The organism is Acidovorax sp. GW460-11-11-14-LB4, from assembly GCF_059423685.1.
In genome coordinates this window covers 1-25424 of sequence record NZ_JBWKYJ010000056.1, presented here as the reverse complement: position 1 = coordinate 25424, position 25424 = coordinate 1, and the positions used below count along the sequence as shown (strand labels likewise).

25 protein-coding genes are annotated in these 25424 nt (G+C 67.3%); 9 read left to right on the top strand and 16 right to left on the bottom strand.

Annotation, left to right across the window (positions count from 1 at the left end; translation table 11 throughout):
* Positions 1–27 precede the first annotated feature (27 nt).
* Entirely contained in the window at positions 28–1440 is a 1413-nt protein-coding gene (locus AC07X4_RS17700) for a sensor histidine kinase (RefSeq protein ID WP_494740813.1), read from the bottom strand.
* A gap of 5 nt (positions 1441–1445) precedes the next feature.
* Positions 1446–2111 (bottom strand): response regulator transcription factor, encoded by a 666-nt coding sequence (locus AC07X4_RS17695; protein ID WP_494740812.1) that lies wholly within the window; start codon positions 2109–2111, stop codon positions 1446–1448.
* Between the two features lie 121 nt (positions 2112–2232).
* On the opposite strand from AC07X4_RS17695, the gene AC07X4_RS17690 reads away from it, so the two are divergent.
* The 4 genes from AC07X4_RS17690 (at position 2233) to feoB (ending at position 7025) form a co-directional block, all read left to right on the top strand.
* Positions 2233–4218, top strand: coding sequence for a S9 family peptidase (locus tag AC07X4_RS17690; RefSeq protein ID WP_494740811.1), 1986 nt, complete (start codon positions 2233–2235; stop codon positions 4216–4218).
* Positions 4206–4640: a hypothetical protein gene (locus tag AC07X4_RS17685; protein ID WP_436074677.1), complete on the top strand. Its 435-nt coding sequence runs from the start codon at positions 4206–4208 to the stop codon at positions 4638–4640. Before AC07X4_RS17690 ends, AC07X4_RS17685 begins: the two co-directional genes overlap by 13 nt.
* A gap of 133 nt (positions 4641–4773) precedes the next feature.
* Positions 4774–5103 carry a FeoA family protein gene (locus AC07X4_RS17680; protein WP_056067075.1) on the top strand — a complete coding sequence of 110 codons (330 nt, stop codon included), beginning with the start codon at positions 4774–4776 and terminating at the stop codon, positions 5101–5103.
* Entirely contained in the window at positions 5100–7025 is a 1926-nt protein-coding gene (gene feoB, locus AC07X4_RS17675; protein WP_436074678.1) for a ferrous iron transporter B, read from the top strand. Before AC07X4_RS17680 ends, feoB begins: the two co-directional genes overlap by 4 nt.
* A gap of 325 nt (positions 7026–7350) precedes the next feature.
* On the opposite strand, the gene AC07X4_RS17670 is transcribed toward feoB, so the two are convergent.
* Genes AC07X4_RS17670 through AC07X4_RS17660 form a run of 3 tightly spaced genes read right to left on the bottom strand, consistent with a single transcriptional unit; the run spans position 7351 to position 10182 of the window.
* Positions 7351–8031: an HD domain-containing protein gene (locus tag AC07X4_RS17670; protein WP_494740810.1), complete on the bottom strand. Its 681-nt coding sequence runs from the start codon at positions 8029–8031 to the stop codon at positions 7351–7353.
* Positions 8032–8038: 7 nt separating this feature from the next.
* Positions 8039–8968, bottom strand: a complete 930-nt coding sequence (gene argF, locus AC07X4_RS17665) for an ornithine carbamoyltransferase (RefSeq protein WP_015015389.1) — start codon at positions 8966–8968, stop codon at positions 8039–8041.
* Between the two features lie 17 nt (positions 8969–8985).
* Positions 8986–10182 carry an aspartate aminotransferase family protein gene (locus AC07X4_RS17660; protein ID WP_494740809.1) on the bottom strand — a complete coding sequence of 399 codons (1197 nt, stop codon included), beginning with the start codon at positions 10180–10182 and terminating at the stop codon, positions 8986–8988.
* Positions 10183–10424: 242 nt separating this feature from the next.
* Here AC07X4_RS17660 and AC07X4_RS17655 point away from each other — a divergent pair, with 242 nt between their 5' ends.
* Positions 10425–10751, top strand: coding sequence for a DUF3579 domain-containing protein (locus AC07X4_RS17655; protein ID WP_056066664.1), 327 nt, complete (start codon positions 10425–10427; stop codon positions 10749–10751).
* Positions 10752–11000: 249 nt separating this feature from the next.
* Here the strand turns inward: AC07X4_RS17655 and rpsT are convergent, their stop codons facing one another.
* Complete coding sequence (rpsT, locus tag AC07X4_RS17650; protein ID WP_056066666.1) at positions 11001–11300, bottom strand: 30S ribosomal protein S20; 300 nt, start codon at positions 11298–11300, stop codon at positions 11001–11003.
* Positions 11301–11575: 275 nt separating this feature from the next.
* Between rpsT and murJ the strand changes: the two genes are divergently transcribed.
* Together murJ and AC07X4_RS17640 are read left to right on the top strand one after the other, a co-directional pair.
* The gene (gene murJ, locus AC07X4_RS17645; RefSeq protein ID WP_494740808.1) at positions 11576–13135 is read left to right on the top strand and encodes a murein biosynthesis integral membrane protein MurJ; all 1560 of its coding nucleotides are present in this window, start codon (positions 11576–11578) and stop codon (positions 13133–13135) included.
* A 91-nt stretch (positions 13136–13226) separates the two neighbouring features.
* On the top strand, positions 13227–14078 hold the full coding sequence (locus AC07X4_RS17640) for a SirB1 family protein (protein WP_056066673.1): 852 nt from the start codon (positions 13227–13229) through the stop codon (positions 14076–14078).
* Between the two features lie 27 nt (positions 14079–14105).
* Here the strand turns inward: AC07X4_RS17640 and AC07X4_RS17635 are convergent, their stop codons facing one another.
* Positions 14106–14951, bottom strand: a complete 846-nt coding sequence (locus AC07X4_RS17635) for a ParB N-terminal domain-containing protein (protein ID WP_494740807.1) — start codon at positions 14949–14951, stop codon at positions 14106–14108.
* A gap of 96 nt (positions 14952–15047) precedes the next feature.
* Positions 15048–16088 carry a transporter gene (locus AC07X4_RS17630; protein ID WP_056067078.1) on the bottom strand — a complete coding sequence of 347 codons (1041 nt, stop codon included), beginning with the start codon at positions 16086–16088 and terminating at the stop codon, positions 15048–15050.
* Between the two features lie 149 nt (positions 16089–16237).
* Here AC07X4_RS17630 and ppk2 point away from each other — a divergent pair, with 149 nt between their 5' ends.
* Positions 16238–17152, top strand: coding sequence for a polyphosphate kinase 2 (ppk2, locus tag AC07X4_RS17625; protein WP_056067080.1), 915 nt, complete (start codon positions 16238–16240; stop codon positions 17150–17152).
* Here the strand turns inward: ppk2 and AC07X4_RS17620 are convergent.
* The 5 genes from AC07X4_RS17620 to AC07X4_RS17600 form a co-directional block, all read right to left on the bottom strand.
* A complete protein-coding gene (locus AC07X4_RS17620; RefSeq protein ID WP_395453253.1) occupies positions 17146–17577 on the bottom strand; it encodes a DNA-binding transcriptional response regulator in 432 nt (143 codons plus the stop codon). The two genes, ppk2 and AC07X4_RS17620, sit on opposite strands and share 7 nt — an antisense overlap.
* The gene (locus tag AC07X4_RS17615; RefSeq protein ID WP_494740806.1) at positions 17574–18080 is read right to left on the bottom strand and encodes a GAF domain-containing protein; all 507 of its coding nucleotides are present in this window, start codon (positions 18078–18080) and stop codon (positions 17574–17576) included. The genes AC07X4_RS17620 and AC07X4_RS17615 overlap by 4 nt, the downstream gene beginning before the upstream one ends.
* 92 nt (positions 18081–18172) lie before the next feature.
* Positions 18173–19168 carry a GlxA family transcriptional regulator gene (locus AC07X4_RS17610; protein WP_494740805.1) on the bottom strand — a complete coding sequence of 332 codons (996 nt, stop codon included), beginning with the start codon at positions 19166–19168 and terminating at the stop codon, positions 18173–18175.
* 29 nt (positions 19169–19197) lie between these two features.
* A complete protein-coding gene (locus AC07X4_RS17605) occupies positions 19198–19812 on the bottom strand; it encodes a DJ-1/PfpI family protein (protein ID WP_494740820.1) in 615 nt (204 codons plus the stop codon).
* Between the two features lie 59 nt (positions 19813–19871).
* Entirely contained in the window at positions 19872–20432 is a 561-nt protein-coding gene (locus AC07X4_RS17600) for a cysteine hydrolase family protein (protein WP_494740804.1), read from the bottom strand.
* A 324-nt stretch (positions 20433–20756) separates the two neighbouring features.
* Here AC07X4_RS17600 and AC07X4_RS17595 point away from each other — a divergent pair, with 324 nt between their 5' ends.
* On the top strand, positions 20757–21878 hold the full coding sequence (locus tag AC07X4_RS17595; RefSeq protein WP_494740803.1) for an extracellular catalytic domain type 1 short-chain-length polyhydroxyalkanoate depolymerase: 1122 nt from the start codon (positions 20757–20759) through the stop codon (positions 21876–21878).
* Between the two features lie 107 nt (positions 21879–21985).
* Here AC07X4_RS17595 and AC07X4_RS17590 read toward each other — a convergent pair whose 3' ends face one another.
* The 3 genes from AC07X4_RS17590 to AC07X4_RS17580 form a co-directional block, all read right to left on the bottom strand.
* On the bottom strand, positions 21986–23086 hold the full coding sequence (locus AC07X4_RS17590) for an AI-2E family transporter (RefSeq protein WP_395453258.1): 1101 nt from the start codon (positions 23084–23086) through the stop codon (positions 21986–21988).
* Positions 23087–23119: 33 nt separating this feature from the next.
* The gene (purM, locus tag AC07X4_RS17585) at positions 23120–24169 is read right to left on the bottom strand and encodes a phosphoribosylformylglycinamidine cyclo-ligase (protein WP_056066695.1); all 1050 of its coding nucleotides are present in this window, start codon (positions 24167–24169) and stop codon (positions 23120–23122) included.
* A 77-nt stretch (positions 24170–24246) separates the two neighbouring features.
* The gene (locus tag AC07X4_RS17580) at positions 24247–25422 is read right to left on the bottom strand and encodes an MFS transporter (protein WP_494740802.1); all 1176 of its coding nucleotides are present in this window, start codon (positions 25420–25422) and stop codon (positions 24247–24249) included.
* Between the last annotated feature and the right edge of the window lie 2 nt (positions 25423–25424).

Below are 25424 nucleotides of genomic sequence, written 5' to 3'. Positions count from 1 at the left end.
ATGGGCGTAGGGCCTGCGACGGGGCCGTCAGGCGCTGTGCGGGAGGGCAATGCTAACGAAAAAGCCCACGCCCCGACCGTTCAGGCCCGCGCCCATCTGCACCTGTCCGCCCATGCGCAGCACCGCCTGCCGCACGATGGCCAGGCCCAGACCTGAGCCGTTGGCGGCATGGTCCGTGCCTCGGTAGAAGCGCTCGAACACCCGCTGCTGCTCTGTGGCCGGGATGCCGGGCCCGTCGTCCTGCACCGACAGTTGCAGCGCCGCACCCCTGCGCCGCAGCGTCACCGCCACGTTGCCGCCATCGGGCGTGTAGCGCAGTGCGTTGTCGATGAGGTTGTGGGCGATGGATTCGAACGCAGGCTGGTCGAGCCGCGCGGGCATCGTGTCGGGCGCGTCCAGCGACAGCTCGATCTGCCGCGCGATGGCCTGCGGCGCAGCCTGCGCCAGCGCGCCGCGCAGCCATTGCGCCACGTCCAGGTCGCGCGGTGCGGGGCGCTGCGCGTCGTCCAGCGCGGCCAGGTCCAGCAGTTGCTGCGCCAGGTGCGAGGTGCGGGCGATGGCCTGTTCCAGATGGGCCTGGGCCTGCGTGCGTTCTTCTTCGCTGGGCGAGCGGGCCATCACGTGGGCCTGGGCGGTGATCACGGCCAGCGGTGTGCGGATCTCGTGCGCCGCGTCTTGCACAAAGGCGCGCTCGCGGTCGACCTTTTGCCGCAGCTGGGCGAAGAGGTGGTCCAGCGATTGCTCCAGCGGCTTCAGTTCGCGATGACGGGCGTTGAAACCCACCGATTGCAGGTCGTCCTGCCCGCGCTGCGCAATGCGGCTGGCCAGTTGCTGCAGCGGCCGCAGGCCATGGCGTACCGACAGCCACACTGCCAGCAGCACAAAGGGCGACGCCAGCAGCAGGTAGGGCAGCAGGGCGCGGCCGTTGGACTGCAGGAAGTTGGAGTCCGTGCGCTTGGTCTCGAACACCCGCAGTACCCAGCGCGCATTGCGACCGGTGTAGATGCGGAACGACCGGCCCTGCAGGGCGGCTTCCTCTATGAATGGCTCTGCGCGGGGCGTGGCGGGCGGCAAGGCCACATTCTGCAGCCCCGGCGAGGCAAACACACGCTGGCCCGATGCCGCATCGAGCAGCTCGTGCATCTGCACCCCGGGCAGCAGCCCGATCTGGCGGCGGCGGACGTTGGTCCAGTGGTCGGTGGCCGCCACAGCCGCGGCGGCGTGTGCAGGATCGGTAACCTGGGCCAGCGAGTCCAACACCGCGTCGCCGTACTTCATCAGGCCCGGGTCCCGGGTGATGGTGTGTTTGTAGTTGACGAAGTTGTAGCCCAGCAGCACCGCCCACACCACCACAAACGCCACCAGCACCGAGGCCACGCTGCGGCGCATCAGCGTGGGTTCGGCCAGCCAGGCCCATGCGCTGCGCAACGCGTGCTTCATCGTGGTCATGCTTGCAACAGGTAGCCCACGCCACGCACGGTTCGGATCAGCTCTGCCCCGATCTTGTGCCGCAGGTTGGACACATGCACTTCGATGGCGGCAAAGTCCATGGGCTCGCCCAGCGGGTCCAGCCGCTGCGACAACACGCTTTTGGACACCACCACGCCGGGCTCGCGCGCCAGCTCCAGCAGCAGCTGAAACTCCCGCGGCGACAGCTCCAGCGGAAGCCCGGCGCGCTGCACGGCATGACGCCGGGGCTCGATCACCAGCTCGCCCAGCACCCAGCGCTCGCTGGCCTGGCGCGCGCTGCGGCGCAGCACGGCGCGGATGCGCGACATCAGTTCGGCCGTGGCAAAGGGCTTGATCACAAAGTCGTCCGCCCCGCCGTCCAGGCCCGCCAGCCGGTCCTCCACGGCCGAGCGCGCCGTGATCACGATGACGGGTACCTGCCCGCTGTGCCCGCTCTGGTTCCGCCAGCGCGCCAGCAGGTCAAAGCCACTGCCGTCGGGCAGTGTGAGGTCCAGCAGCACACAGTCGACGGTGGTGGCATCGACGGTGGCTGGGGCGTCCACAGCGCGGCGCAGCCACTCACTGGTCAGCCCCTCCACCTTCAGCGCGGACTGCAGCGCGCGGCCCAGATCCAGGTCGTCTTCGATGAGCAGGATGTGCATGGGGCGATTGTGGCGGGAGTGATGGCCGTTGCGCAGTGCCGCAGCCGCCACCTTTGGCTGGCCTTAAGGCGGGACTTTGCACAATGGGCGCATTCAATGGCTCAACACATGGGGGGGAACGATGGCATCGACAACCAAACAGGCGATGGTGCGGCGATGGTGGGGCAGCGCAGCGCTTGCTGCTGCACTGGCCTTGGTGGGCTGTGCCTCCGGGCCTACGCACCCTTCGCTGGCTGGAGCGCAATTGCCCGACCTGGTGCCCGTGCGCGACTTTGTGGCCAGCCGGCAGTCCACTGGGGGTTATCGCGTGTCGCCGGATGGAAAGCGCATCGCCTGGTTTGGCACCGACGGCGTGGTGCCCGCAATCTGGGTGCAGTCCATCGATGGGGGCGACGCCAAGGCGTTTCGCATCCGCGCGCGCGCCATCCGCTTCAGTGCCGACAGCCGCTGGCTCGGCATCACGGCCGACCCCACGGGCGATGAAAACACCCGCATCTATGCGGGCTCGGTCGAGGGCCCCGGGACCGACTTGCGCGAGCTGATGCCTGCACCGCGTTCGGTGGCGCATTTTGCAGAGGCGGTGGATGCTTCGTCCGACTTCATCGTCACCTCCAACCAGCGCGACAAAAAGGTGTTTGACCTGTACCGCGTGAACCCTGCGGGCGGGCCGCCGGTGCTGATGGCCACCAACCCCGGCAACGTGGGCTGGTGGGGCGTGGACACCACGGGCCAGCTGCGCGCCCGGGCACAGATCCAGGGCGACCAGGTGCTGCTGGAGCGACCTGGCGCCGAGCCGGGCAGCTGGGTGACGGTGGCAGAGCGCAGCCGGTGGGACACGCTGAACATCTTTGGCCTGCACGATGAGGGGCGCAAGGCCTGGGCCTTGTCGAACCGGGGGCGCGACAAGCTGGCGCTGGTGCGGCTGGACCTGACCACGGGCTCCGAGGAAGAGCGGTTTGCCTCGCCCGACGTGGACCTGGACAGCGTGACGCTGAGCCGCCGCACCCGCGAGCCGCTGCTGGTGCACTTCATGCCGGGATACCCGGCGCGCAAGGTGTTCGACCCCGCGCTGGATGCCCGGCTGTCCGCGCTGGCCGGTGACAAGCCCGCAGAGGTGCTGGTGACCAGCCTGGACCAGACGGACAAGGTGCTCACGGTGGCGGTGGCCACCGACCGTGGCACCCGCAACTACCTGCTGCGCGATGGGCACGAACCCCGCTTTCTGGGCGAGAACCGGCTGAGCCTGATTGCCAAGGACCTGGCCCCCACCGCGCCCATCACCTACACCGCGCGCGATGGTCTCACCATCCACGGCTACCTCACGCTGCCCGTGGGGGCGGCGCCGCAACGTTTGCCCACCGTGCTGCTGGTGCACGGCGGCCCCTGGGCGCGTGACCGCTGGGGCGATGGCGCCACCAGCCGCGCCATGCAGCAGTTTCTGGCCAACCGGGGCTATGCGGTGCTGCAGGTCAACTACCGGGGCTCCAGCGGCTATGGCCGCAACCACATGGAAAAGGCCCGGGGCGAGCTCGCGGGCCGCATGCACGACGACCTGGTGGACGGCGTGCGCTGGGCGGTGGAGCGCGGCGTGGCCGACCCGCAGCGCGTGGCAATCTATGGCGCCAGCTACGGCGGCTATTCGGCCCTGGTGGGTGCCACCTTCACGCCCGAAGTCTTTGCCTGCGCCGTGGATGTGGTGGGCGTGACGGACATCGCACGCCTGCTGGAAGCTGCTCCGCCCTATTGGGAGCTGGGCCTGCCCTGGTGGCACCGCTATGTGGGCAACCCGGCCGTGCCGGAAGACCGCGCGCGCATGGACGCGAAGTCCCCCCTGTACCGGGCGGAGCATGCGCAAAAGCCCATCCTCATCATGCACGGCGTGAACGACCCGCGCGTGAAGCTGGAGCAGTCCGAATGGATGGTGGCGGCCTTGCGCAAGGCGGGCAAGCCGGTGGATTACGTCACCTTCACCGGGGATGGCCATGGCAACCAGCGCTGGCCCAACAACCTCACCATGTACCGCAAGACCGAGGACTTCCTCGCCCAATGCCTGGGTGGGCGGACCAGCGGTTTTGACTACTACCAGCTGGGTGCATGGGCGTTCTGATGGGGCAGGCTGCCGCTTCGTTGGTAGTACGCAGGGGGTTGCGCGGCGGCGGTCTGGTCGCCGCGATGGCCCTGGCCGCAGTGTTTGGTGCGACAGGTGCTCAGCCGGTGGCCCCTGCGAGTGCGGCCTCGGTCGCCGCAGAAGATGCAGCGCCTGCGGCGCCGCCGGTCTACACCCGGGCGCGGCTGGTGTCTGTGGAGGCGGATGCGGGCGGCCACACCACGCATGTGCGGCTGAAGCTGCTGCCCCGCGCCAAGCTACCGTTCACCACACAGACCTTCCGGGTGGTCAACCCCGCCCTGATGCGCGGCATTCCGCAGGGGGCCTGGGTGCAGTTCACTGCCCGGCACATCGACGGCGAAAACACGCTCACATCCATCCGGGCTACTGCGGAGTGCAAGCGGTTTGAGCGATGTGACTGACCACCCGGGCAGGGCAGCGGGGCTGCGGCTTGCGTTGCGTCAAGGAGAGAGTGGGACGGCAACCAGCACGATGCAGATATTGGTAGAATGAGAATCACTATTATTTGTATCGAGGCCAGTCACCATGAAAACCATGGACGATGGCGCTGCGGCGCGGTTGCATCTTCCTACGCAGCAGAACCTGTCCTCGCGGCTGGACCAATTGCCGCGCCGTGCCTCGGGCCGGGTCACGGGCCTGTTGCCCGCACAGGACGCGCAAGAGCACAGCATGCTGCTGCGCTTGCTGGAGATTGGCTTCCTGCCCGGTGAAACCGTGCAGGTGGTCGCACGCGGCGGCTGGGGGGGCGATCCCATCGCGGTGCGGGTGGGGCAGGCCACGTTTGCGCTGCGTCGCCAGGAGGCCTCCATGGTGCAGGTGCAGCCGCTGGATGACACCAGCCTGTCTGCCAAGGAGCTGGCATGAACGCCCAGGCTACTGTGCAGCCCACCGCCGCCGATGCGCCCCTGCGCGTGGCGCTGCTGGGCAACCCCAACTGCGGCAAGACCGCGCTGTTCAACCTGCTCACCGGCGCACGCCAGAAGGTGGCCAACTACGCGGGCGTGACGGTGGAGCGCAAGGAAGGCCTGCTGCAGACCGCCGCCGGCCGCCGCGTGCGCGTGCTGGACCTGCCGGGCGCCTACAGCCTGCATGCACACAGCGTGGACGAGGCCATCACCCGCGACATCGTGCGCGGGCGCCGCGCGGGCGAGCCTGTGCCCGATGTGCTGGTGTGTGTGACCGACGCCACCCACCTGCCCCTGAACCTGCGCCTGGTGCTGGAGGCACGCGCCCTGGGCCTGCCCATGGTGCTGGTACTCAACATGATGGACGTGGCCGAGCGCCAGGGCATCGCCATTGACCGCGAGGCGTTGTCGCGCGAGCTGGGCATGCCTGTGCTGGCCACCGTGGGCGTGCGCGGCAACGGCGCCCAGGAGCTGGTGCAGTGGCTGGATGGCGCCAACCTGCAGCAGCTGCAGCGCCCGGTGGTGGCGCCCGATGCGGCGGCGCGCCTGGATGCGAGCGACCTGGAGGCGCAGAACGACGTGATCCGCACGCACCAGGAAGTGCGGCGCATTCTGGACCGGGCTGTGCGCGTGCCGGTGGTCAGCCTGCGGACTGACGACCGCATCGATGCGGTGGTGCTGCACCCGGTGTGGGGCCTGCTGATCCTGGCCGCCACGCTGTTCCTGATGTTCCAGGCGGTGTTCAGCTGGGCCGAGCTGCCCAAGTCATGGATTGAAGATGGCGTGGGCTGGCTGGCAGCCCTGGTCAACAGCCACATGGCCGACGGCCCCTTGCGCAGCCTGCTGACCGACGGGGTGCTGGCGGGTGCGGGCGGGGTGCTGGTGTTTTTGCCGCAGATCCTGTTCCTGTTCCTGTTCATCCTGGCGCTGGAGGACTCGGGCTACCTGCCGCGCGCGGCGTTCTTGCTGGACCGCGTGATGGGCACGGTGGGCCTGTCGGGCCGCTCGTTCATCCCGCTGCTGTCGAGCTTTGCGTGTGCCGTGCCGGGCGTGATGGCCACGCGCTCCATCACCCACTGGCGCGACCGGCTGGTGACCATCATGATCGCGCCGCTCATGACCTGCTCGGCGCGCCTGCCGGTGTATGCGCTGCTGATTGCAGCCTTCATTCCCGAGCGTACGGTGGCGGGGGTGTTCAACCTGCAGGGCGTGGTGCTGTTCGCCCTGTATGTGGCGGGCATCGTCAGCGCCATGGCCGTGGCGGCGGTGGCCAAGCTGGCCCGCAGCGATACACGGGCCACGCCGCTGATGATGGAGCTGCCCGCGTACCGCTGGCCCAGCGTGCGGGGCCTGGCCTACGGCCTGTACGAGCGGGCGGTGATTTTCATCAAGAGGGTGGGCGGCATCATCCTGGCCGTCACGGTGTTGTTGTGGTTCCTGTCCACCTACCCCGGTGCGCCGGAAGGCGCCACACAGCCTGCCATCACCTACAGCCTGGCCGGCCAGCTGGGCCGCCTGCTCGAGGTCATCGTCGCGCCCATTGGCTTCAACTGGCAGATTGCCATTGCGCTGGTGCCCGGCATGGCGGCCCGCGAGGTGGCGGTGAGCGCATTGGGCACGGTGTACGCGCTGTCCGCCACGGGCGACGAGGTGGCCAGCCAGCTGGGGTCGTTGATTGCGGGCTCGTGGTCGCTGGCCACTGCGCTGTCGCTGATGGCCTGGTATGTGTTTGCGCCCCAGTGCATCTCCACCATCGCCGCCGTGCGGCGCGAGACCAACGGCTGGCGCTACCCGCTGCTCATGGTGGGGTACCTGTTTGCCATGGCGTATGCGGCCAGCTTTGTGACCTACCGCGTGGCGCTGGCGCTGGGCGGCGGCTGAAGGGAAACGTTGTGATGGTCCAGCAACTCGTCGTCGGTCTGATCGTCCTTGCCGCAGCGCTCTATGTGCTCTGGCGGTATCTGCCCGGGCGCTGGCGCCGGGGGTTGGGCAAGGTCCACCCGGGGCTCGTCCAGTCGCCGGGCTGTGGGGGAGGCGATGGTGGGTGCAGCAGCTGCGGCAGTTGCGCGGCGCCGTCCGCGGCGGCCGCTGAAAAGCCCGTGGCCATGCCCGTCCGTCGCGGGTCTGCTTCTCAGTAGTTGCTATATTTTATATAGCTGCTAGCGCATGATTCACTGGCGCTACAAGCCGTTTTAACTCAGATTGTCTACAGGTACAGCTGGCCTTGGCCCAGCGCGCTCAGCGCCTTTTGCAGGTTGACGCGCGCCTGAGCCTCGTAGCGTTGCGCAAAGTAGTCCGTGCCGTAGATGTGCGGGCGGTCCAGAAACCCCTGCAGCACGGCGCTGCGCCTCGCCACATAACGCGGCCAGCGCACAAAGAAGTATTCACGCCGCACGTTGCGTTCGAACTGGCGGTACACCGCGTCGTTCTGGCCCAGTATGGCCAAGTCGATGTCCACCACCCATAACGCATCGCCGGTGAGCGGGCCTGGGGTGTGGCGGGTGTCCATCACATGCTGGTGCACGGTCTCGGCCAGCGCGGTGGGCAGCCCTTGGCTCAGCAGAAACTGGCGCGCCCAATTGGCGCTGTGCTCTTCGTTGCGTGCTCTCCACGGCCAGTAGATGGCGTCGTGGTACCACAGGGCGAGGGCCACGGCATAGGGGTTGTGGAGCGCGCCAGGCTGGTGGTCCTGCACCGCCTGCAGTTGCCGCAGGCAGGCCCGCAGGTGGGTGGTGTCGTGGTAGGCGCGGGGCCAGCGGGCCCAGCTGCGCAGCAGGCGCCGGCCCTCGGCGCGCCAGGCGGGTGTGTCGCGCCCCAGTGCTTGGCCCAGGGCCTGCCAGTGCGCCAGCAATTCGGCGCTGTGGGCGGGCTGGCGGCGCCAGGGCATGGGGCTGTCAGGCCAGTTTGCCCAAGAGCAGATATTCCATCAGTGCTTTTTGTACATGCATGCGGTTCTCCGCCTCATCCCATACCACCGACTGCGGCCCGTCGATCACGTCGGCCTCAACCTCCTCGCCCCGGTGTGCGGGCAGGCAGTGCATGAAGAGGGCGTCAGGCTGGGCCGCAGCCATCATTTCGGTGTCCACGCACCAGTCGGCAAAGGCCTTCTTGCGCGCCTCGTTCTCGGCTTCGTAACCCATGCTGGTCCACACATCGGTAGTGACCAGATCGGCGCCCCGGCAGGCTTCCATGGGGTTGCTAAAGAATTGATAGCTGCCCGCGCTGATTCCATGGGCGCCAGCGGCCAATTTTTCGTCCACTTCGTAGCCGCGTGGGGTGCTCACATGCACCTTGAAGCCCAGCAGCGACGCCGCCTGCAGCCAGGTGTTGGCCATGTTGTTGCCGTCGCCCACCCAGGCCACCGTCTTGCCTTGGATGGAGCCCCGGTGCTCGATGTAGGTGAAGATGTCCGCCAGGATCTGGCAGGGGTGGTATTCGTTGGTCAGGCCGTTGATCACGGGCACGCGCGAGTTGGCGGCAAAACGCTCGATCTTGCTTTGCTCGTAGGTGCGGATCATCACCAGGTCGGTCATGCGGCTGATGACCTTGGCGCTGTCCTCGATGGGCTCGGCGCGGCCCAGCTGGCTGTCGCCCGTGGTCAGGTGCACCACACTGCCGCCGAGCTGGTACATGCCCGCCTCAAAGCTCACGCGCGTGCGGGTGCTGGCCTTCTCAAAGATCATGGCCAGCGTGCGGTCCACCAGCGGGTGGTGCTTTTCGTAGGCCTTGAACTTCTTCTTGATGAGCGCGGCACGCTCGAACAGGTAGGCGTACTCGTCGGCGGTGAGGTCGGTGAACTGCAGGTAATGTTTCAGCGTCGTCATGGCAGTGGGACTATTCTTCATTCAGCCAGGATGGCTTTGACCAGCGGGGTCAGCTTGGCGACGATTTCGTCGGCTTCGGCGGTGGTGAGGATCAGCGGAGGCACCAGGCGGATCACGCTGTCGGCCGTGACCGACAGCAGCAGGCCTGCCTCGGCCGCGCGGCCAATCAGTGCGCCGCAGGGCTTGTTCAGCTCAATGCCCAGCATCAGGCCCTGGCCCCGGATCTCCTTCACACCGGGCAGGCTGCCCAGCTCGCGCTGCAGTGCCGCCTTGAGGTGCTCACCCACCGTGGTGGCATTTTGCAGCAGGCCGTCTTCTTCCATGATGCGAATGGTTTCGACCCCGGCGCGCATGGCCAGCGGGTTGCCGCCAAAGGTGGTGCCGTGGTTGCCGGGCTGCAGCACATTGGCGGCCTTGGGGCCCGCCACCACCGCGCCAATCGGCACACCGGAGCCCAGGCCCTTGGCCAGGGGCATCACGTCGGGCACGATGCCTGCCCACTGGTGGGCAAACCACTTGCCGGTGCGGCCCATGCCGCACTGCACTTCGTCGATCATCATCAGCCAGCCGCGCTCGTCGCACAGCTTGCGCAACTGCTGCAGGTATTCCACGCGCATGGGGTTGATGCCGCCTTCGCCCTGGATGGTCTCGAAGAACACTGCCACCACGTTGGGGTTGCCTTCGGTGGCCTTCTTGATGGCTTCAATGTCGTTGAGCGGCACGCGGATGAAGCCCTCGACCAGCGGGCCGAAGCCGCTGTAGATCTTGGGGTTGCCGGTGGCTGACATGGTGGCAATCGAGCGGCCGTGGAAGGCCTTTTCGTACACCACGATCTCGGGCTTGGCGATGCCCTTGTCCACGCCGAACTTGCGTGCAATCTTCAGGGCCGCCTCATTGGCCTCCAGGCCCGAGTTGCAGAAGAACACGTTCTGCATGCCCGACAGCTCCACCAGCTTGGCGGCCAGCTGCTCCTGAAGGGGCGAGTGGTAGTAGTTGGAGGTGTGGATCAGCTTGGTGATCTGGTCCTGCAGCGCAGGCACCAGCTTGGCGTGGTTGTGGCCCAGCGTGTTCACGGCAATGCCGCCCAGCCCGTCCAGGTATTCCTTGCCATTCACATCCCACACGCGGCTGCCTTGCCCGCGGGCCAGCGCGATCGGTACGCGGCCATAGGTGTTCATCACGTGGGGCGAAGCTGCCGGGATGGAAGCGGTCATGCGGAAATCTCCAGACGGTACGGTGGCGAAAAAGCGAGTCACGATTCTAGGGGGCGCAGGGGTTCGGTCTGTTGACGATTGCGCATCACTGCAATGCCGGGCCCTTACCCTCTTTGGGGTGCCTATGTGTAGCGCGCCGGAGGGATTAGGGAGCTAGCTCTTATATAAGAGTTAGAATGTCGCGTTGCGGTGCAACATGCAGTGATCCTGCGTCTGTGCCCTCACTACCACTCCAATCCCCGATGGTTTCCCCCTCCTCCAAAGAAGTCTTCATCCAGGGCATCACCCATGACGGGAAAACCTTTCGTCCCAGCGACTGGGCCGAGCGGCTGGCCGGGGTGATGAGCAGCTTTCGACCCGGTGGAGCCCGGCCAGGCAGCCATCTGAGCTATTCGCCCTGGTGCATTCCCACCACGCTCAACGGCGTCAAATGTGTAGTCGTACACCGCGACCTGCAGGGGCACGAGCCCATGGCCTGGGACTTTGTGATCAATTTCGCCCGCGACAACAACCTGCAGGTGGCCGAGGCCTGCCTGCTGCCCGACCCGCCTCCTCCCGCCAAGCCCTGACCGGCCACGGCCTGGCTTCCGGCGCTGCCTGCCGCGTCGGGCCCGAGGCGTCGCTGCGCAGGGGCATGCCCGCCCGGCAGCCAGCGGGCACTCCCCATCCACCCTTTGATGCGCTTCAGGCTGCCTGGTGCAGTTCTGAACCCCCAACGAAAAAACCGCCCGAAGGCGGTTTGTTCGTTCTTTGCTGGCAGCGCACCCGTTACAAACGGCGAACGGCAGGTGCCGTTCGGGCTGTTTGCCTGAAGTGGGTCAGGCGGCCGTTGCCAGGGCTTTCACCTTGGCAGACAGACGGCTCTTGTCGCGAGCAGCCTTGTTCTTGTGGAAGATGCCCTTGTCAGCCACGGTGTCCACCACGGCTTGCATCTTGGCGAACAGTTCGGTCGCCTTGGTCTTGTCGCCAGCCAGAACAGCCTTTTCGACGTTCTTGACAGCGGTACGGTATTTGGAACGCAGCGAGGTGTTTGCAGCGTTGATCTTGACGTCCTGACGGACGCGCTTGCGGCCCGACGCCAGGCGCGGGTTCTTCTTCTTGGGTTTTGCGGATGCCATTGTTTAGTTCCTTGGGTCTGTGGATGATGCCAGCAAAGCCCGCGATTATAGCCCAGAGCAGCCCCTGTATCCATATCTGTGCCCGAACCGGCGGAACGCCATCGCCAGCGCACCGGTGGCGTCTGGCTCTGTCAGCGCAACATGTGCATCGCCCTTGAGGGCGGAGGGGCACGGCTTCGTGCCTGCCTGTGCAGGCTTGGACGGTCTGAAAAAGCTGCGGCCTGTGGCAGCTGTACCGAGGCGCGAAGCGGCGCAGGGGGAATACACTCCCCGCGGTGTCACTGTTCAAAGCCGCCTCCACCGTCTCCCTCTTGACCCTCGTCTCCCGCATCACCGGGCTGGTGCGCGAGTTGCTCATGGCCTCCGTGTTCGGGGTCAGTGCCATGACCGACGCCTTCAATGTGGCGTTCCGCATTCCCAACCTGTTCCGCCGGGTGCTGGGCGAGGGCGCTTTCAGCCAGGCTTTTGTGCCGGTGCTGGCTGCCACCCGGGCCGAGGACGGCGACGAGGGCGCCCGGGTGCTGATCGACCACGTGGGCACCTTGCTGGCCTGGACGCTGGTGCTGCTGTGCATCGCGGGCGTGCTGGGTGCGCCCTGGATGGTGTGGGCCATGGCCAGTGGGCTCCAGCCCCAGGGGTTTGACGCCGCAGTCACGATGACCCGCTGGATGTTCCCCTACATCGGCTTCATGTCGCTGGTGGCGCTGGCGGGGGGCATTCTCAACACCTGGAAGAAGTTTGCCGTGCCTGCAGCATCGCCGGTGCTGCTCAACATTGCGCTCATCCTGTCCATCACGCTGGGCGCGCCCTTGTTCAAGCGCCATGGCATCGAGCCCATCTATGCGCAGGCGGCGGGTGTGATGCTGGGCGGCCTGCTGCAACTGGGCATCCAGGTGCCTGCGCTGCTGCGCCTGGGGCTGCTGCCCCGCATTGGCGTGCGCTGGTCTGCCATCCGCGCGGCGTGGGCGGACCCGACCACCCGCAAGGTGGCGCGCCTGATGCTGCCCGCCTTGCTGGGGGTGAGCGTGGCGCAGGTTTCGCTGCTCATCAATACGCAGATTGCCTCACATCTGGCCACTGGCAGCGTGAGCTGGATCACCTATGCCGACCGCCTGATGGAGCTGCCCACCGCCTTGCTGGGCGTGGCGCTGGGCGTGGTGCTGATGCCGCAGCTGGCCAGTGCCCGCGCCAAGCAGGATGACGAACGCTATTCGGCCATGCTCGACTGGGGGCTGCGGCTGGTGGTGGTGCTGTCGGTGCCCTGCATGGTGGCGCTGCTGGTGTTTGCCAAGCCCCTGGTGGCCGTGCTCTACCACTACGGCGCCTTTGCCGACCGGGACGTGCAGCAGACCACGCTGGCCCTGGCGGGCTACGGGGTTGGCATTGTGGGCATCGTGGCCATCAAGGTGTTGGCGCCGGGCTACTTTGCCAAGCACGACATGCGCACGCCCATGCTGATTGCCGTGGCGGTGCTGGTGCTCACGCAGATGATGAACTTTGTGCTGGTGCCCTATTTGCAGCATGCGGCGCTGACGCTGTCAATTGGCGTGGGGGCGGTCATCAATGCTACCTGGCTGCTGGTGGGGCTGCTGCGGCGCGGCAGCTACCGGCCCTTGCCCGGCTGGGGGCGGTTTGCCTTGCAGGTGGTGGCGGCCAGCGCCTTGCTGGCAGTGCTGCTGGCGTGGGGCGCCCAGCATTTCGACTGGGTGGAAATGAAGGCGCAGCGCCTGCAGCGCATCGGCCTGCTGGCCGCGATGATGGCTGCAGCGGCAGTGCTGTACTTTGGCGCCCTGTGGGCGGCCGGCCTGAAGCTGCGCCAGCTGCTGCGCCGCTGAATATCTGCGGTAGGCCTGGACCCCGAAATACCCCGCAAAGCCCGCGCTTCTGTGGCTTGACGCCATGGCGACGGCCCCGTACAAAGCTGCCATGTCCTTGAGCCTTTCCGTGCCCACCTCGCTGGAGTACTTTGCATCGCTGGTGCAGAGCGACGACCACTTTCCGCTGCTCGAAGCCGCCGCCAGCCTCGCGCAGGATGAATACCCCGAGTTCGACGTGCAGCAACTGCTGGGCGATGTGGACCAGTTGCAGGCCCGCATCAAGCGCCGCCTGCCTGCCGATGCCCCCGCGCTGCAGCGGCTGCGCACGCTCAACCAGTTCTTTTTTGCCGACCTGGGTTTTGGCGGCAACATCAACAACTACTACGACCCAGAGAACAGCTACCTCAACGCCGTGCTGCGCACGCGCCGGGGCATTCCCATCAGCCTGGCTGTGCTGTGGATGGAGTTGGCCCAGGGGCTGGGCTTGCATGCGCGGGGCATTGCGTTCCCGGGGCACTTCATGGTCAAGGTGCTGCTGCCCAAGGGCCAGGTGGTGCTGGACCCGATCTCGGGCCAGTCGCTCAGCCGCGAGGAGCTGGCCGAGCGGCTGGAGCCCTACAAGCGCCGCAATGGTCTGGTGGACGATTACGACGTACCGCTCGGCCTGTATCTGCAGGCCGCCACACCGCGCGACATCATTGCGCGCATGCTGCGCAACCTCAAGGAGGTGCACCGCACCCAGCAGGACTGGCAACGGCTGGTCGCCGTGCTGGACCGGTTGATCGTGTTGTTGCCCGAGGCCTGGGGCGAGCGCCGCGACCGGGGGCTGGCGCACGCCGAGCGTGGCAACACAGCCGAGGCGGTGGCCGACCTGGAGGCCTATCTGGCCCACAGCGAAGATGGGCTGGATCTCGACCTCATCGCCGACCGGCTGAGCGCGCTGCGCAACGCCAACGGCTGATGTCCGGCGCCTGACTCAAAAATAGTTTTAGAACGGCGTGCTGTCTGCAGGTAGCGCTGCCTGCAATTGCGCTACTTGACGGCGCAGCTCGGTGTTCTCCGCCGTCAGTTCCGCCACACGGATGCGCAGTGTGTGCAACTCGTCGCTGGCTGGAGCGGAGTCCGTGGGGGTGTCTGCCGGGCTACCTTCTGCCGGAGCCTCCTCGCGCGGCTTGCGCTTGTTGAGTTCGCGCACGCGTTTGGCCGCCTGCTTGAGTTCGTCCTTGCCGGCCACGGCCGCTGCCACCTGTTCCTCGGCGGGCAGAGTAGCCACAGCGGCTGCGGCGTTGATGGAGATGGTGCCGGACTTCACAGCGGCCACCAGCTCGGGGGCCGCCTGTTTCTGGATCTTTTCGATCATCACCACCTGGCTGCTGCTCAGCCGCGCAGCCTTGGCAATGGCCTCGCGGCTGCTCAAAGGATCGGGGGCGGGCAGGGCGGCTGCTGCCTCGGGCACGTCAGCCGTGGGGGTGGCTTCGGCGGTCTCTGTGGCGGTGGCTGCGCGGGCCTTGCGCTCCGCCATGATCTCGCGCTTGCGCAGGGCGAGCACGCCGCGCTGGAAATCCGACACGCTGCGGCGGCCCAGGTGCTGGTCGATCATCCACAGGTGCACGTCTTCCATCGACTGAAAGCGCGGGTTCTGCACGGTCTGGAACGGCAGGCCATGTTTTTGGCAGATGCCGTAGCGGTTGTGCCCGTCCACCAGCACATCGCCCCACAGCACCAGTGCGTCGCGGCAGCCTTCGGTGAGGATGCTGCGTTCCAGCGCGTCGTGTTCGTCGGGGGTCAGGGGTTCGATGTAGGCTTTGAGTTCTTCGTTGACGACGATGTTCATGGTGGCAGGGGGTCCGGGGAGCTGGGCAAGGGGCGGCATTGTAGTGGGGCTTGCCACCGGGCCTGTCGGGCGATCACACCTGCCGCACGGTCCCACCTACTGATCGCGCGTGCCCCGAAGGGCCAGCCAGCCCGCAACCGCCGTGAAAGCCGCCACCACGGCCACGATGATCCAGAAGCCGTGGCCGTTGTCGGCCAGCGGCACCCCGCCCACGTTCATCCCAAACAGGCCGGCCAGAATGTTGATGGGCAAGGCCAGCACGGTCACCACTGTCAGCACAAACAGGCTGCGGCTGTTGGCCTCCTGCACGCTGGCGGCGATTTCTTCCTGCAGCAGTTTGATGCGCTCCTGCAGGCCCTGCATGTCGCGCAGCACCACCGAAAACTCCTCGGTCGAATCGCGCAGCTCCTGTGCATCGTCGGCGCCCATCCACGCGGGCGGGTGCTGCAGCAGGCGAAACAGCGCTGCCGGCTCGGGCGCCAGCAGCCGCTGCAGTCGCACCAGCAAGCGTCGCAGCACACCCAGCCGCGCGCGCTTGTGGTCCAGGCGCCCGGCCAGCAGTGCGTCTTCTACATCGTCGATGCGTTGTGTCACGCCCCGCACGATATCCACCAGGCCCGAGGCCTGGGTGCGCATCAGCTCGGCCAGCAGCGCCACGCTGGAGCAGGGGGCATTGCCGGTGCGCACGGCAGTGCGCAGCACGTCCACTGACCGCAGCGGGCGCGTGCGGCCGGTCACCATCAGGTGCGGCGCCACGCTGGTCCACAGGGTCGCAATGTCCGAAGGCTCGAACGCAAAATCAAAGTGTGCGTCGTTGAGCACGGCAATCAGCGTGTCGTCGTCGCGCTCGATGCGTGTCGAGACCGAGCGGTCCTTGAGCGCATCAAAAAAGGCTTCCGGCAGATGGGCGTGCCGCTCCATCCAGCGCACGGCCTGCGCGTGGCTCAGGTTGAAGTGCAGCCACAGAAACTGCCCTGACGGCGCGGCGCCTGCCTGCAGGCCGGCCAGCCATTGCGCGGCCTGGGCCGAATCCACCTCCTGCGGCGGGGTGTCGGTACCCAGCAGGTAGCCGCAGATCAGCCCGGCGGCATCTCCGCCGTAGTTCAGGCTGGCGTTGGGGGCGAGGGGATTTGACAAAGCGGCGGGGTGGTCTGCGGGCGGCACGGCCTCGCATGCTGGCCTCTGGGCATGACAGCGTTGTGACAGATCACACCAGTGTCATGGCGCTGTCACTGCAGCGGTCCACCATCGCGCATCTGATTTGCACTACCGCCGGATGCTTGCCCATGTTCTACAACAACGCCCTTGACACGCAGGAGCTGATGCAACGCATCGCCAACGACCTCATCGACAGCTACGACGAAGAGCTGGAACTGGAGATCGAAGACCGCGAGGTCGATGACATCGGCGCCCCCAGCCCTGGCGACAAGCTGGCGCGCCAGCAGTACTTCAAGGACCTTTTCCGCCTGCAGGGCGAGTTGGTCAAGCTGCAGGACTGGGTGCAGCACAGCCGCCAGAAGGTGGTGATCCTGTTCGAGGGGCGTGATGCTGCGGGCAAGGGGGGCGTCATCAAGCGCATCACGCAGCGCCTGAACCCCCGTGTAGCCCGTGTGGCGGCATTGCCCGCACCCAACGACCGAGAGCGCACGCAGTGGTACTTTCAGCGCTATGTAGCGCACCTGCCTGCGGCGGGCGAGATGGTGCTGTTCGACCGCAGCTGGTACAACCGCGCGGGCGTCGAGCGGGTGATGGGCTTTTGCACCGACGACGAATACGAAGAGTTCTTCCGCACCGTGCCCGAGTTTGAAAAGATGCTGGTGCGTTCGGGCATCACGCTGGTCAAATACTGGTTCTCCATCACCGATGAAGAGCAGCACCTGCGCTTTCTGGGCCGTATTCACGACCCGCTCAAGCAGTGGAAGCTCAGCCCCATGGATCTGGAAAGCCGCGTGCGCTGGGAGGCCTACACCAAGGCCAAGGAAACGATGCTGGAGCGCACCCACATCCCTGAAGCCCCCTGGTGGGTGGTGCAGGCGGTGGACAAGAAAAAGGCGCGCCTGAACTGCATTGCGCACCTGCTGTCTCAGCTGCCCTACCAGGAGGTGCCACACCCGCCCGTGGTGCTGCCCGACCGCGTGCGCAACCCCGAGTATTTGCGCCAGCCCGTGCCTGCCAGCATGTACGTGCCGGAGATCTACTGAGACATCTGGCGCGCCCCCTGCGGGGCCGAGGGAGGCTGAGTGTCCTTCAGCAGTGCAATGGTGGCGATCACATCCCGCACCTTGAAGGGCTTGATCAGCACCCGCCGCACCTGCAGGGCCTTCATCTTCACGGCGGTGGATGCATCGACTTGCGTGGTCGTCACCGCCACCGGCACATTGGCATTGACGGCCAGCGTGTCGTTGCGGACCTGCTCCAGCAGCGCGATAGCCTCTTGTTCTTGCTCGTCAATTGAGACGATCACACCCGCAAAGTCCTGGTGTGTCAATCGCTGCTGGGCCATGCGCACGCTGTTCACCTGCCGCACGGCGGGCAGGTTCAGTTGACGCGCCGTGGCCACAATGATGCTGCCGGTCAGCGAGCTGGGTTCGATCAGCAGGATGTCTTGGGGGCTGTGGTCACTCATGGGGCCGAGGCTCCCTGCTGGCGCCGGACCAGCTCTTCCACTGCCAGGTCGCGCAGCGAGCCCAGGATGGCCAGATCGATGTCGTCCAGGGTGCGCGGTTTGTTATCGATCAGGCACAGCGTGCCTACGTTCTGCCCGCCCGGCAGCTTGAGCGGGGCGCCGGCATAGAACTGGATGTGGGGCTCGCCGGTGACCAGCGGGTTGCCGATGAAGCGCTCGTCCTGGTTCACATCGGGCACGACCATGATGTCGTCTTGCAGGATGGCGTGGCCGCAGAACGAGATGCCCCGCGAGGTCTCGCACTGGTGCATGCCCAACCGTGACTTGAACCACTGGCGGCCGTCGTCGATGAGTGACAGCAAAACCGTGGGCACATCGAACTCCTGCGCGGCAAAGGCCGTCAGGCGGTCAAACCGCTCCTCGGGGGGCGTATCCAGAATCAGCAGCTGGCGCAGGGCCTGCAGGCGGTCAGGCTCGTTGGCGGGGCGGGGTGGTTCTTGCATGGTGGCGACCCGGCGGGTGGTGCGGCAAAGGGCTTGATTATGGGCGGGTGCCGTGTCGCGTGCATCGCGCGGCATCACACCGGACTGGTCCCTCAGTGGCTGCGCGCACTGCCCTGTGATGGCGTGCCGCCGCGCCCGAACTGGTGCCAGGCCCGGCGCAGCTGCGTGTCGGAGCTGAACCCCGCCATCAGCGCCGCCTGCGTCACGTTCTGGCCGGACCGCAGCGCGGCCTCGGCCGTGGCCAGGCGGATGCGGCGCAGGTATTGCAGCGGGGCGATGCCCGCATGTTCCAGAAACAGCCGCGTCAGATGCCGGGGTGAGGTGTGTGCCACCTCGGCCATTTGCGGCACGCTCCAGTCGGCCTGGGGCTGCTGGCCCACGGCGTCCTGCACGCGGTGCAGGGCCGGGTGCAGGTGGTTGCGGTGGTGCAGAAAGGGTGAGAACTCCGGGTCGTTGGGCCCCCGGCGCAGCGCTACCACCATGGCCTGTGCCACCTGCGCGGCCAGCGCGGCGCCGCAGGTGTCCGAGATGCGGTGCAGCAGCAGGTCGATGCCCGTGGTCACGCCCGCGCTGCTGTACACGGCGCCGTCGGCCACAAACACGCGGTTGGCCACCACGTCGCAGCGCGGGTCCACGGCGGCCAGCTCGTCCAGATGCTGGTGGTGGGTGGTGGCACGGCGCCCCGTGAGCAGGCCGGCATGGGCGGCCAGCACCGAGCCCGCGCACACGGTGATCAGCTCCAGCTGCCCCGCCACGGGCCGCAGCCCGCGCAGCCAGTGCAGCAGCGCGCGGGCCTCGTCGCCGTCCACCGCGATGTGTTGCCCGGCCAGGCCCACCAGCACCACCCAGGCGGGGCTGGGCAAGTTGGCAGGCAGCGGCTCCAGCTGGGTCAGCACGGCACCTACCGACGAGACAGACTCGGGCGTGGGGCTCACAAAGTGCTGCACAAACCGCTCGGGCTGGCCTTGCTTGGCCAGCGTCTGATTGGCGATGCGCAGCGCTTCGGCCGGGCCCGCCCAGTCCAGCACCAGGCTGCCCGGCAGCAGGGCGAAATAGACGTGGATGGGGGAGGAGGCCGGGTTCTGCATCGATGGCTTTGAGTGAGGCTAAAAGCGTGTCATGGCTGGGGGTTCCAGGGCGTGTCCATCTGGCGGGCCGTGCGCTCGGACAGCGCCGCGCCCAGCAGCCGGGTGACCAGGTGCAGGCTCATGTCGATGCCGGCGCTGATGCCGGCCGAGGTCACCAGCGCGCCCCGGTCCACCCAGCGCGCATTCTCCCGCACGTCGAGCGCGGGGTACTGCGTGCGCAGGTCGGCGGTGTCCTCCCAGTGGGTGGTGGCCGGGCCTTCGGTCAGCACACCGGCTGCGGCCAGGATGAAGGACCCTGTGCACACCGAGGCCGTGATCTGTGCACGGCCTGCCGCCTGGGCCACCCAGGCGCGGGTGGCAGGGCAGGCCGCGGCGGCATCGACCACGCCGCCGGGCACGACCAGCACATCGGGCACGGTGGCGCTGGCAAAGTCCGCATCGGGCAACACGCGCAAACCCGCCCGGGCGCGCACCGGGTCCAGGCTGCGGGCCACGCACTGCACCACAAACGGTGCCGGCGCGCCGGGATGTTGTCGCTGGTGCATGCGGCTGGCGGTGGTGAAGACCTCATAGGGCCCGCCCAGGTCCAGGGCCTCCACGTCGTCGAACACCAGGATGGCGACCTGCAATGGCTGGGCGCTCACTGTTGTACCTTCGGCTTCGCCTGCGGTGCGAGCTTGCTTGGGGCGGCCCGGCGCGGCGCTCATGCGGCCGCCCGGTCCAGCGCCTGTTGCACGGTGCACAGGGTCGCAAATCGGCCTTGCAGCACGGTGGCGGTTCGGGTCTTGATGTCGGCCGCTGCCAGCACCTGGCCGTCGGGCTGGACCATGTCCCAGGTCAGCGTGGCATCGGTCACGTAGTCCACGTCCCAGCCCAGGTCGGATGCGTGGCGGGTGGTGGTTTCGCAGCACTGTTCGGTGCGGATGCCGCTCACGATCAGGCGCTGGATGCCATGGCGTGTCAGCCACACATCGAGGCCCGTGCCCACTAGCGCGCTGTGGCGCGACTTGGTGAAGGTGGCTGCTGCGTCGAAGGTGGTCAAGCCTTGCAGCGGCCGCACCTGGTCCGAGGCCTGCGAAAACGGGTTCTCGGCGACTTCGGGGCCGTCGCTGTGGAACACACGCAGCACCGGGATACCCTGGGCGACACACCCGTCGATCAGCGCGTTCTGCGCTTGCAGGTAGGCAGGCAGGTCGCGCTCGGTGAAAAAGGGACGGTGGCGGAACGATTCCTGGACATCAATCACTATCAGACAGGTTTTCATGGTGTGCTCACAGAGGCAGTGGTTTGGATGTGCTTATCTTCGCTGTCCAGCGGCCGACGGTCCGAACTGGCGGAGACAGGATTCGATCAATTTCAGCCATCATTCTGTGGCGAATGACGGGCCTGGCTGACGCCCCAGGCCATTTCAGGTGCTGCGCTGGCCCTGTGAAGCGGGTTTTGGTGCCATATCAGCGTTATGCGCAGGTACATATTGCCTTTCACGCTTTCAAAAACATAGCGCTATCCGAGCTGTGCGGGAAGCTGTTAAGGTGGCTAGGGTTTTCCCTGATTTTTGAACATCGACCGCCAGACCAACTGCCCGCCTATGCCCCGCCGCTCCCGCCTGTTCTCGCTGTCGTCCCTGACGCGGGCCTACCAGCGCAACCTCAAGGCCTTCGCGCGGGCTGCGCGGGCCAGCACCCGGCCGGTGCGGGCCAAGGCAGCGTCCAAACTGCGGACAGCGCCGCGCAAGGCGGCGGTTGCCAAGATGCCCTCCACGGCCCGCACATCGCGCCCCGCAGGCAAGCCGGTGCCGTCGCGGGGCGAGTGGATGTCTGGCGTGGCCCCCGGCCCGGCGGGGGCGCGGCGGTTTCATGCCTATGTGCCTGCCGGGCTGGCCCTGCGCCCGGGCGAAAAGCTGCCGCTGCTGGTCATGCTGCACGGCTGCGGCCAGACGGGGCGGGACATTGCCGCCGTGTCGCGCATGAACCGGCTCGCGGCGCGCCATCGGTTTGTGGTGCTGTACCCCGAGCAGGAGCGCATGGCCAACGCCCACGGCTGCTGGAACTGGTTTGAACGCCGCAATGGCCGTGCCGAGGCCGAAGCCGCCACGCTGCTGGCCGCCGTGGACAAGGTGGCGCGCCGCCTGCCGGTGGACCTGGCGCGGGTGGCGGTGGCCGGGTTGTCGGCAGGCGCCAGCATGGCGGTGCTGATGGCGGCGCTTTACCCCCACCGGTTCTGCGCGGTGGCCATGCATTCCGGTGTGGCGCCCGGCACGGCCGAATCCGCCGCCACGGCCCTGGCAGCCATGCATGGCCGCCGCGAGGCCCATCTGCCGGACCCTCCCGCGGTTGCCGCTGCGGTCGCACCGACGGACGCTACCGTACTGCCCGTCAGCGCCCCTGCGGCCTTACCACCGCTGCTGATCGTGCATGGCGATGCCGATGGTGTGGTGTCGGTGCGCAACGCGGCGGCGACCGCCTTGTTGTGGGCCGGTGCGTTGGGGGCGCGGGCGGGTGCCATCCGCACCTTGCAGAGGGGCCAGCGATACCCCATGCGGGTGACCGAATTCAAGGCCCGGGGCCGTACCGTGGTGGCGCTGCGTGAGGTGGTCGGGCTAGCCCATGCCTGGAGCGGCGGCGCCGCGCAGTTGCCCTACAGCGACCCGGCCGGGCCCGATGCGTCGGCGCTCATCTGGGCCTTTGTGGCCCGTCAATTCGGAAAATAGTCAAGAAAATGGCCGCAAGCGCTAGTGCTGATTGTGCTTGCTGCTATCAAAAAGTGACTATCCGTGCGGGTGGCTCCGGGGGGGGGCAGGCCACTGCCCGGCTGCGGTCACACCAGCCGAGCGGCCACCAGTTCCTTCTTGAGGTAGGCGTAGAACAGCGGCGCCGCCACCAGCCCCGCAGGGCCAAACACGGCCTCGGCCACGAACATCACGCTCAGAAGCTCCCACACGCCCATCTGGGTGCGGCGGCCCACCACCTTGGCGTTGATCACATATTCGGCCTTGTGGATCAGGATCAAAAACCCCAGACAGGCGGCGGCCGCCAGCGGCGACACCGACAGCCCCACGATGGTGATCACCACGTTGCACACCAGGTTGCCCACGATGGGCACCAGCCCGGCCACGAAGGTGAAGGTGATCAGCACCGGCGTGTAAGGCAGCTGCAGCCCCCACACTGGCAGCACGAACAGCAGGAACAGGGCGGTGAGCAGGGTGTTGAACGCCGCGATCCAGAACTGCGCCGCCACGATCTGGCGGAACGCCTCGCCAAACAGCGTGATGCGCAGCTTGAGCTGCTGGGCCAGCGGGCCACGCGCCAGCACCGGCGGGCGCACGGCGGCGAGCGCGCCGATGAGCAGGCCCACATAGGCAAACAGCACACCGGCGAGCCAGGCCCGCCCCGCCATGGCCAGCGCACCGGCCTTGGCGCCCAGATAGCTGGCAATGATGCGCTGGATGTCGGCCACGCCCTCGGGCAGGTGGGAGGCCATGTCGGCGGGCAGCTTCAGGCGCAGCTCCAGCACCGTGCGGGCCATGTAGGTGAGCAGTTCCTGGTACTGCTGCGGTGCGCTGACCAGGTAGCCACGCGAATGGGTCAGGCCCAGCGCCAGCAGCGCCAGGGGCAGCAGCATCACCAGACCAGCGGCCGTGACCTGGGCCACGCGCAGGCTGGTGGGGGATGGGGCGGCTTGGCGCTGGATCCGGCCCAGCCCCGCTGCAAACCAGCCCGTGAGCGCCCGGGTGAGCAAAAAGCCCAGGCACACACACAGCAGGCCGGGCAGCAGGCCACGCCACATCACCAGCAGCAGCGCAGCGGCCACCAGCAGATAGCTGGCCACCACGATGCCCTGGTTCAGGGCGCGCGGCGGCAGGGTGGTGTGCGTGGGCTCAGGTTGCGCTGAGGGGGGTGGAGCGGGGCGCTGCGCCATGCGCGGTGAGGGGACGGTGTTGCTGGCCGGGTATCAGGCCACCACCACGGCGGCGCCTTCGCCACGCGCTGCGATCGTGCCAATCGCGTAGACCTGTTCACCGGCAGCTCGCAGCGTGGCTGCCGTGGCTTCGGCGTTGGCCGCATCCACCACCACCACCATGCCGATGCCGTTGTTGAAGGTGCGGTTCATCTCGATGTCGTCGATGCCCGCCGTCTTCTGCAGCCAGGCGAACAGCTCGGTCTGGGGCCAGCTGCCCTTCTTCAGGTGCGCGGCGGTGCCGTCGGGCAGCACGCGGGGGATGTTCTCCAGCAAACCACCGCCGGTGATGTGGGCCAGGGCCTTGATGGGGTGAGCGGCCAGCGCGGCCAGCACGTTCTTCACGTACAGGCGGGTGGGCTCCATGATGGCCTGCTTGAAGGGCTTGCCGTCCAGCGTGGCGGGCACGGTGCCCTGGCTTTCAGCGCGGTCAATGCACTTGCGCACCAGCGAGAAGCCATTGGAGTGCACGCCGTGGCTGGCCAGGCCCAGCACCACGTCGCCAGGGGCCACGTCCTTGCCGGTCAGGATCTTGGACTTTTCGACCGCGCCTACGGCAAAGCCGGCCAGGTCGTATTCGCCCGCAGGGTACATGCCGGGCATTTCGGCGGTTTCGCCGCCGATCAGCGCACAACCAGAGAGTTCGCAGCCCTTGGCGATGCCGCCGACCACGGCCGCAGCCGTGTCCACGTCGAGCTTGCCGCAGGCAAAGTAGTCCAGGAAGAACAGGGGCTCGGCGCCCTGCACCAGCACGTCGTTCACGCTCATGGCCACCAGGTCGATGCCCACGGTGTCGTGCATGTTCCATTCAAACGCCAGCTTGAGCTTGGTGCCCACGCCATCGGTGCCAGAGACCAGCACGGGCTCCTTGTAGCGCTTGGGCACTTCAAACAGCGCGCCAAAGCCGCCGATGCCCGCCAGCACGCCTTCGCGCATGGTCTTCTTGGCCAGCGGCTTGATGCGCTCGACCAGAGCGTCGCCCGCGTCGATGTCAACGCCGGCGTCTTTGTAGGAGATGGGGGTGGAGGGGGCAGAAGAGCTCATGGGTGGTGTGGTGCTGGTAGGCCCGCCGGGCGGGCTGGAATCCGGGGATTTTAAGGGGCACGCTCAGGCCCACCACCTCAGCCCTGCGGTACAGGGGGCTTTGGGGTGCGGCCGTGCCGGGCAGATTGCACCAACACACCCGCCAGCGCCAGCGTGGCAAACAGGATTCCGGCACCAAACGTGGCACTGGCGCCCAGCCGGTCCCACAGCAGGCCTGCCAGGCTGCTGGCCACCAGCAGCGCCACGCCGCTGACCAGGTTGAACATGCCAAACGCCGTGCCCCGCAGGTCGGCCGGTGCGGTGTCGGCCACCATGGTGGCCAGCAGCCCTTGCGTCATGGCCATGTGCAGGCCCCACAGGGCAATCCCCAGCCAGGCGGCGGCGCCCCGGTCGCTGAGGGCCAGCAGCGCATCGGCAGCGATCAGCGCTACCAGCCCCCAGGCCAGCAGCGTGGTGTGGCGGGTGCTGTCTGCCAGTTTGCCCAGCGGGTAGGCGCCCAGTGCAAACACCACGTTCATCAGAACCAGCACCAGGGGCGTCCAGGCCAGCGGCAGGCCTCCCTGTTGCACGCGCAGCACCAGAAATGCCTCGCTGAAGCGTGCCAGCGTGAACACGGCGCCCAGCACCACCACCCACCAGTAGGCGCCGCCCAGGCGGCGCAGGTTCTCGCGGCGGATGGGGTTGGTGCGCACGGCGCTGGCGGCGCGCTCGGGCTCGCGCACGCCCACCAGGAGCAGTGCCACGCACAGGGCGGCCGGAATCACGGCCACCCAGAACACGGCGCGGAAGTCATTGGCCCACAGCAGCATCAGCCCCATGGCCAGCAGTGGGCCCAAAAATGCGCCCACGGTGTCCAGGGACTGCCGCAGCCCGAATGCTGCGCCCCGCATGCCGGGCGGCGCAAGGTCGGCTACCAGCGCGTCGCGCGGCGCGCCGCGTATGCCCTTGCCCACCCGGTCGATGAGGCGCGCCATGACCACCAGGCCCACGGTGGGAGCGATGGCAAACAGGGGTTTGGACAGTGCACCGAGCCCATAGCCCAGCACCGCCAGCGGCTTGCGCCGCCCCCACCAGTCGCTCAACACCCCCGAAAAGACCTTGAGCATCAAAGCCGTGGCCTCGGCAGCCCCTTCAATGAGACCCACCGTGAGCATGCTCACGCCCAGCGTGGTGACCAGGAACACCGGCAGCAGGCTGTGGATCATCTCGGACGACACGTCCATCAACAGGCTGACGAAGCCCAACGCCCAGATGC

What these genes read in the sequence shown, in the direction of transcription:
- AC07X4_RS17600 (WP_494740804.1), bottom strand. Translation starts at nt 20,432, where the DNA reads ATGAAAACCTGTCTGATAGTGATTGATGTCCAGGAATCGTTCCGCCAC.
- AC07X4_RS17640 (WP_056066673.1), top strand. Translation starts at nt 13,227, where the DNA reads ATGTCCTTGAGCCTTTCCGTGCCCACCTCGCTGGAGTACTTTGCATCG.
- AC07X4_RS17620 (WP_395453253.1), bottom strand. Translation starts at nt 17,577, where the DNA reads ATGAGTGACCACAGCCCCCAAGACATCCTGCTGATCGAACCCAGCTCG.
- rpsT (WP_056066666.1), bottom strand. Translation starts at nt 11,300, where the DNA reads ATGGCATCCGCAAAACCCAAGAAGAAGAACCCGCGCCTGGCGTCGGGC.
- AC07X4_RS17615 (WP_494740806.1), bottom strand. Translation starts at nt 18,080, where the DNA reads ATGCAAGAACCACCCCGCCCCGCCAACGAGCCTGACCGCCTGCAGGCC.
- AC07X4_RS17685 (WP_436074677.1), top strand. Translation starts at nt 4,206, where the DNA reads ATGGGCGTTCTGATGGGGCAGGCTGCCGCTTCGTTGGTAGTACGCAGG.
- AC07X4_RS17635 (WP_494740807.1), bottom strand. Translation starts at nt 14,951, where the DNA reads ATGAACATCGTCGTCAACGAAGAACTCAAAGCCTACATCGAACCCCTG.
- AC07X4_RS17610 (WP_494740805.1), bottom strand. Translation starts at nt 19,168, where the DNA reads ATGCAGAACCCGGCCTCCTCCCCCATCCACGTCTATTTCGCCCTGCTG.
- AC07X4_RS17595 (WP_494740803.1), top strand. Translation starts at nt 20,757, where the DNA reads ATGCCCCGCCGCTCCCGCCTGTTCTCGCTGTCGTCCCTGACGCGGGCC.
- AC07X4_RS17590 (WP_395453258.1), bottom strand. Translation starts at nt 23,086, where the DNA reads ATGGCGCAGCGCCCCGCTCCACCCCCCTCAGCGCAACCTGAGCCCACG.
- AC07X4_RS17700 (WP_494740813.1), bottom strand. Translation starts at nt 1,440, where the DNA reads ATGAAGCACGCGTTGCGCAGCGCATGGGCCTGGCTGGCCGAACCCACG.
- ppk2 (WP_056067080.1), top strand. Translation starts at nt 16,238, where the DNA reads ATGTTCTACAACAACGCCCTTGACACGCAGGAGCTGATGCAACGCATC.
- purM (WP_056066695.1), bottom strand. Translation starts at nt 24,169, where the DNA reads ATGAGCTCTTCTGCCCCCTCCACCCCCATCTCCTACAAAGACGCCGGC.
- AC07X4_RS17655 (WP_056066664.1), top strand. Translation starts at nt 10,425, where the DNA reads ATGGTTTCCCCCTCCTCCAAAGAAGTCTTCATCCAGGGCATCACCCAT.
- argF (WP_015015389.1), bottom strand. Translation starts at nt 8,968, where the DNA reads ATGACGACGCTGAAACATTACCTGCAGTTCACCGACCTCACCGCCGAC.
- AC07X4_RS17660 (WP_494740809.1), bottom strand. Translation starts at nt 10,182, where the DNA reads ATGACCGCTTCCATCCCGGCAGCTTCGCCCCACGTGATGAACACCTAT.
- feoB (WP_436074678.1), top strand. Translation starts at nt 5,100, where the DNA reads ATGAACGCCCAGGCTACTGTGCAGCCCACCGCCGCCGATGCGCCCCTG.
- AC07X4_RS17680 (WP_056067075.1), top strand. Translation starts at nt 4,774, where the DNA reads ATGGACGATGGCGCTGCGGCGCGGTTGCATCTTCCTACGCAGCAGAAC.
- AC07X4_RS17670 (WP_494740810.1), bottom strand. Translation starts at nt 8,031, where the DNA reads ATGCCCTGGCGCCGCCAGCCCGCCCACAGCGCCGAATTGCTGGCGCAC.
- AC07X4_RS17695 (WP_494740812.1), bottom strand. Translation starts at nt 2,111, where the DNA reads ATGCACATCCTGCTCATCGAAGACGACCTGGATCTGGGCCGCGCGCTG.
- AC07X4_RS17690 (WP_494740811.1), top strand. Translation starts at nt 2,233, where the DNA reads ATGGCATCGACAACCAAACAGGCGATGGTGCGGCGATGGTGGGGCAGC.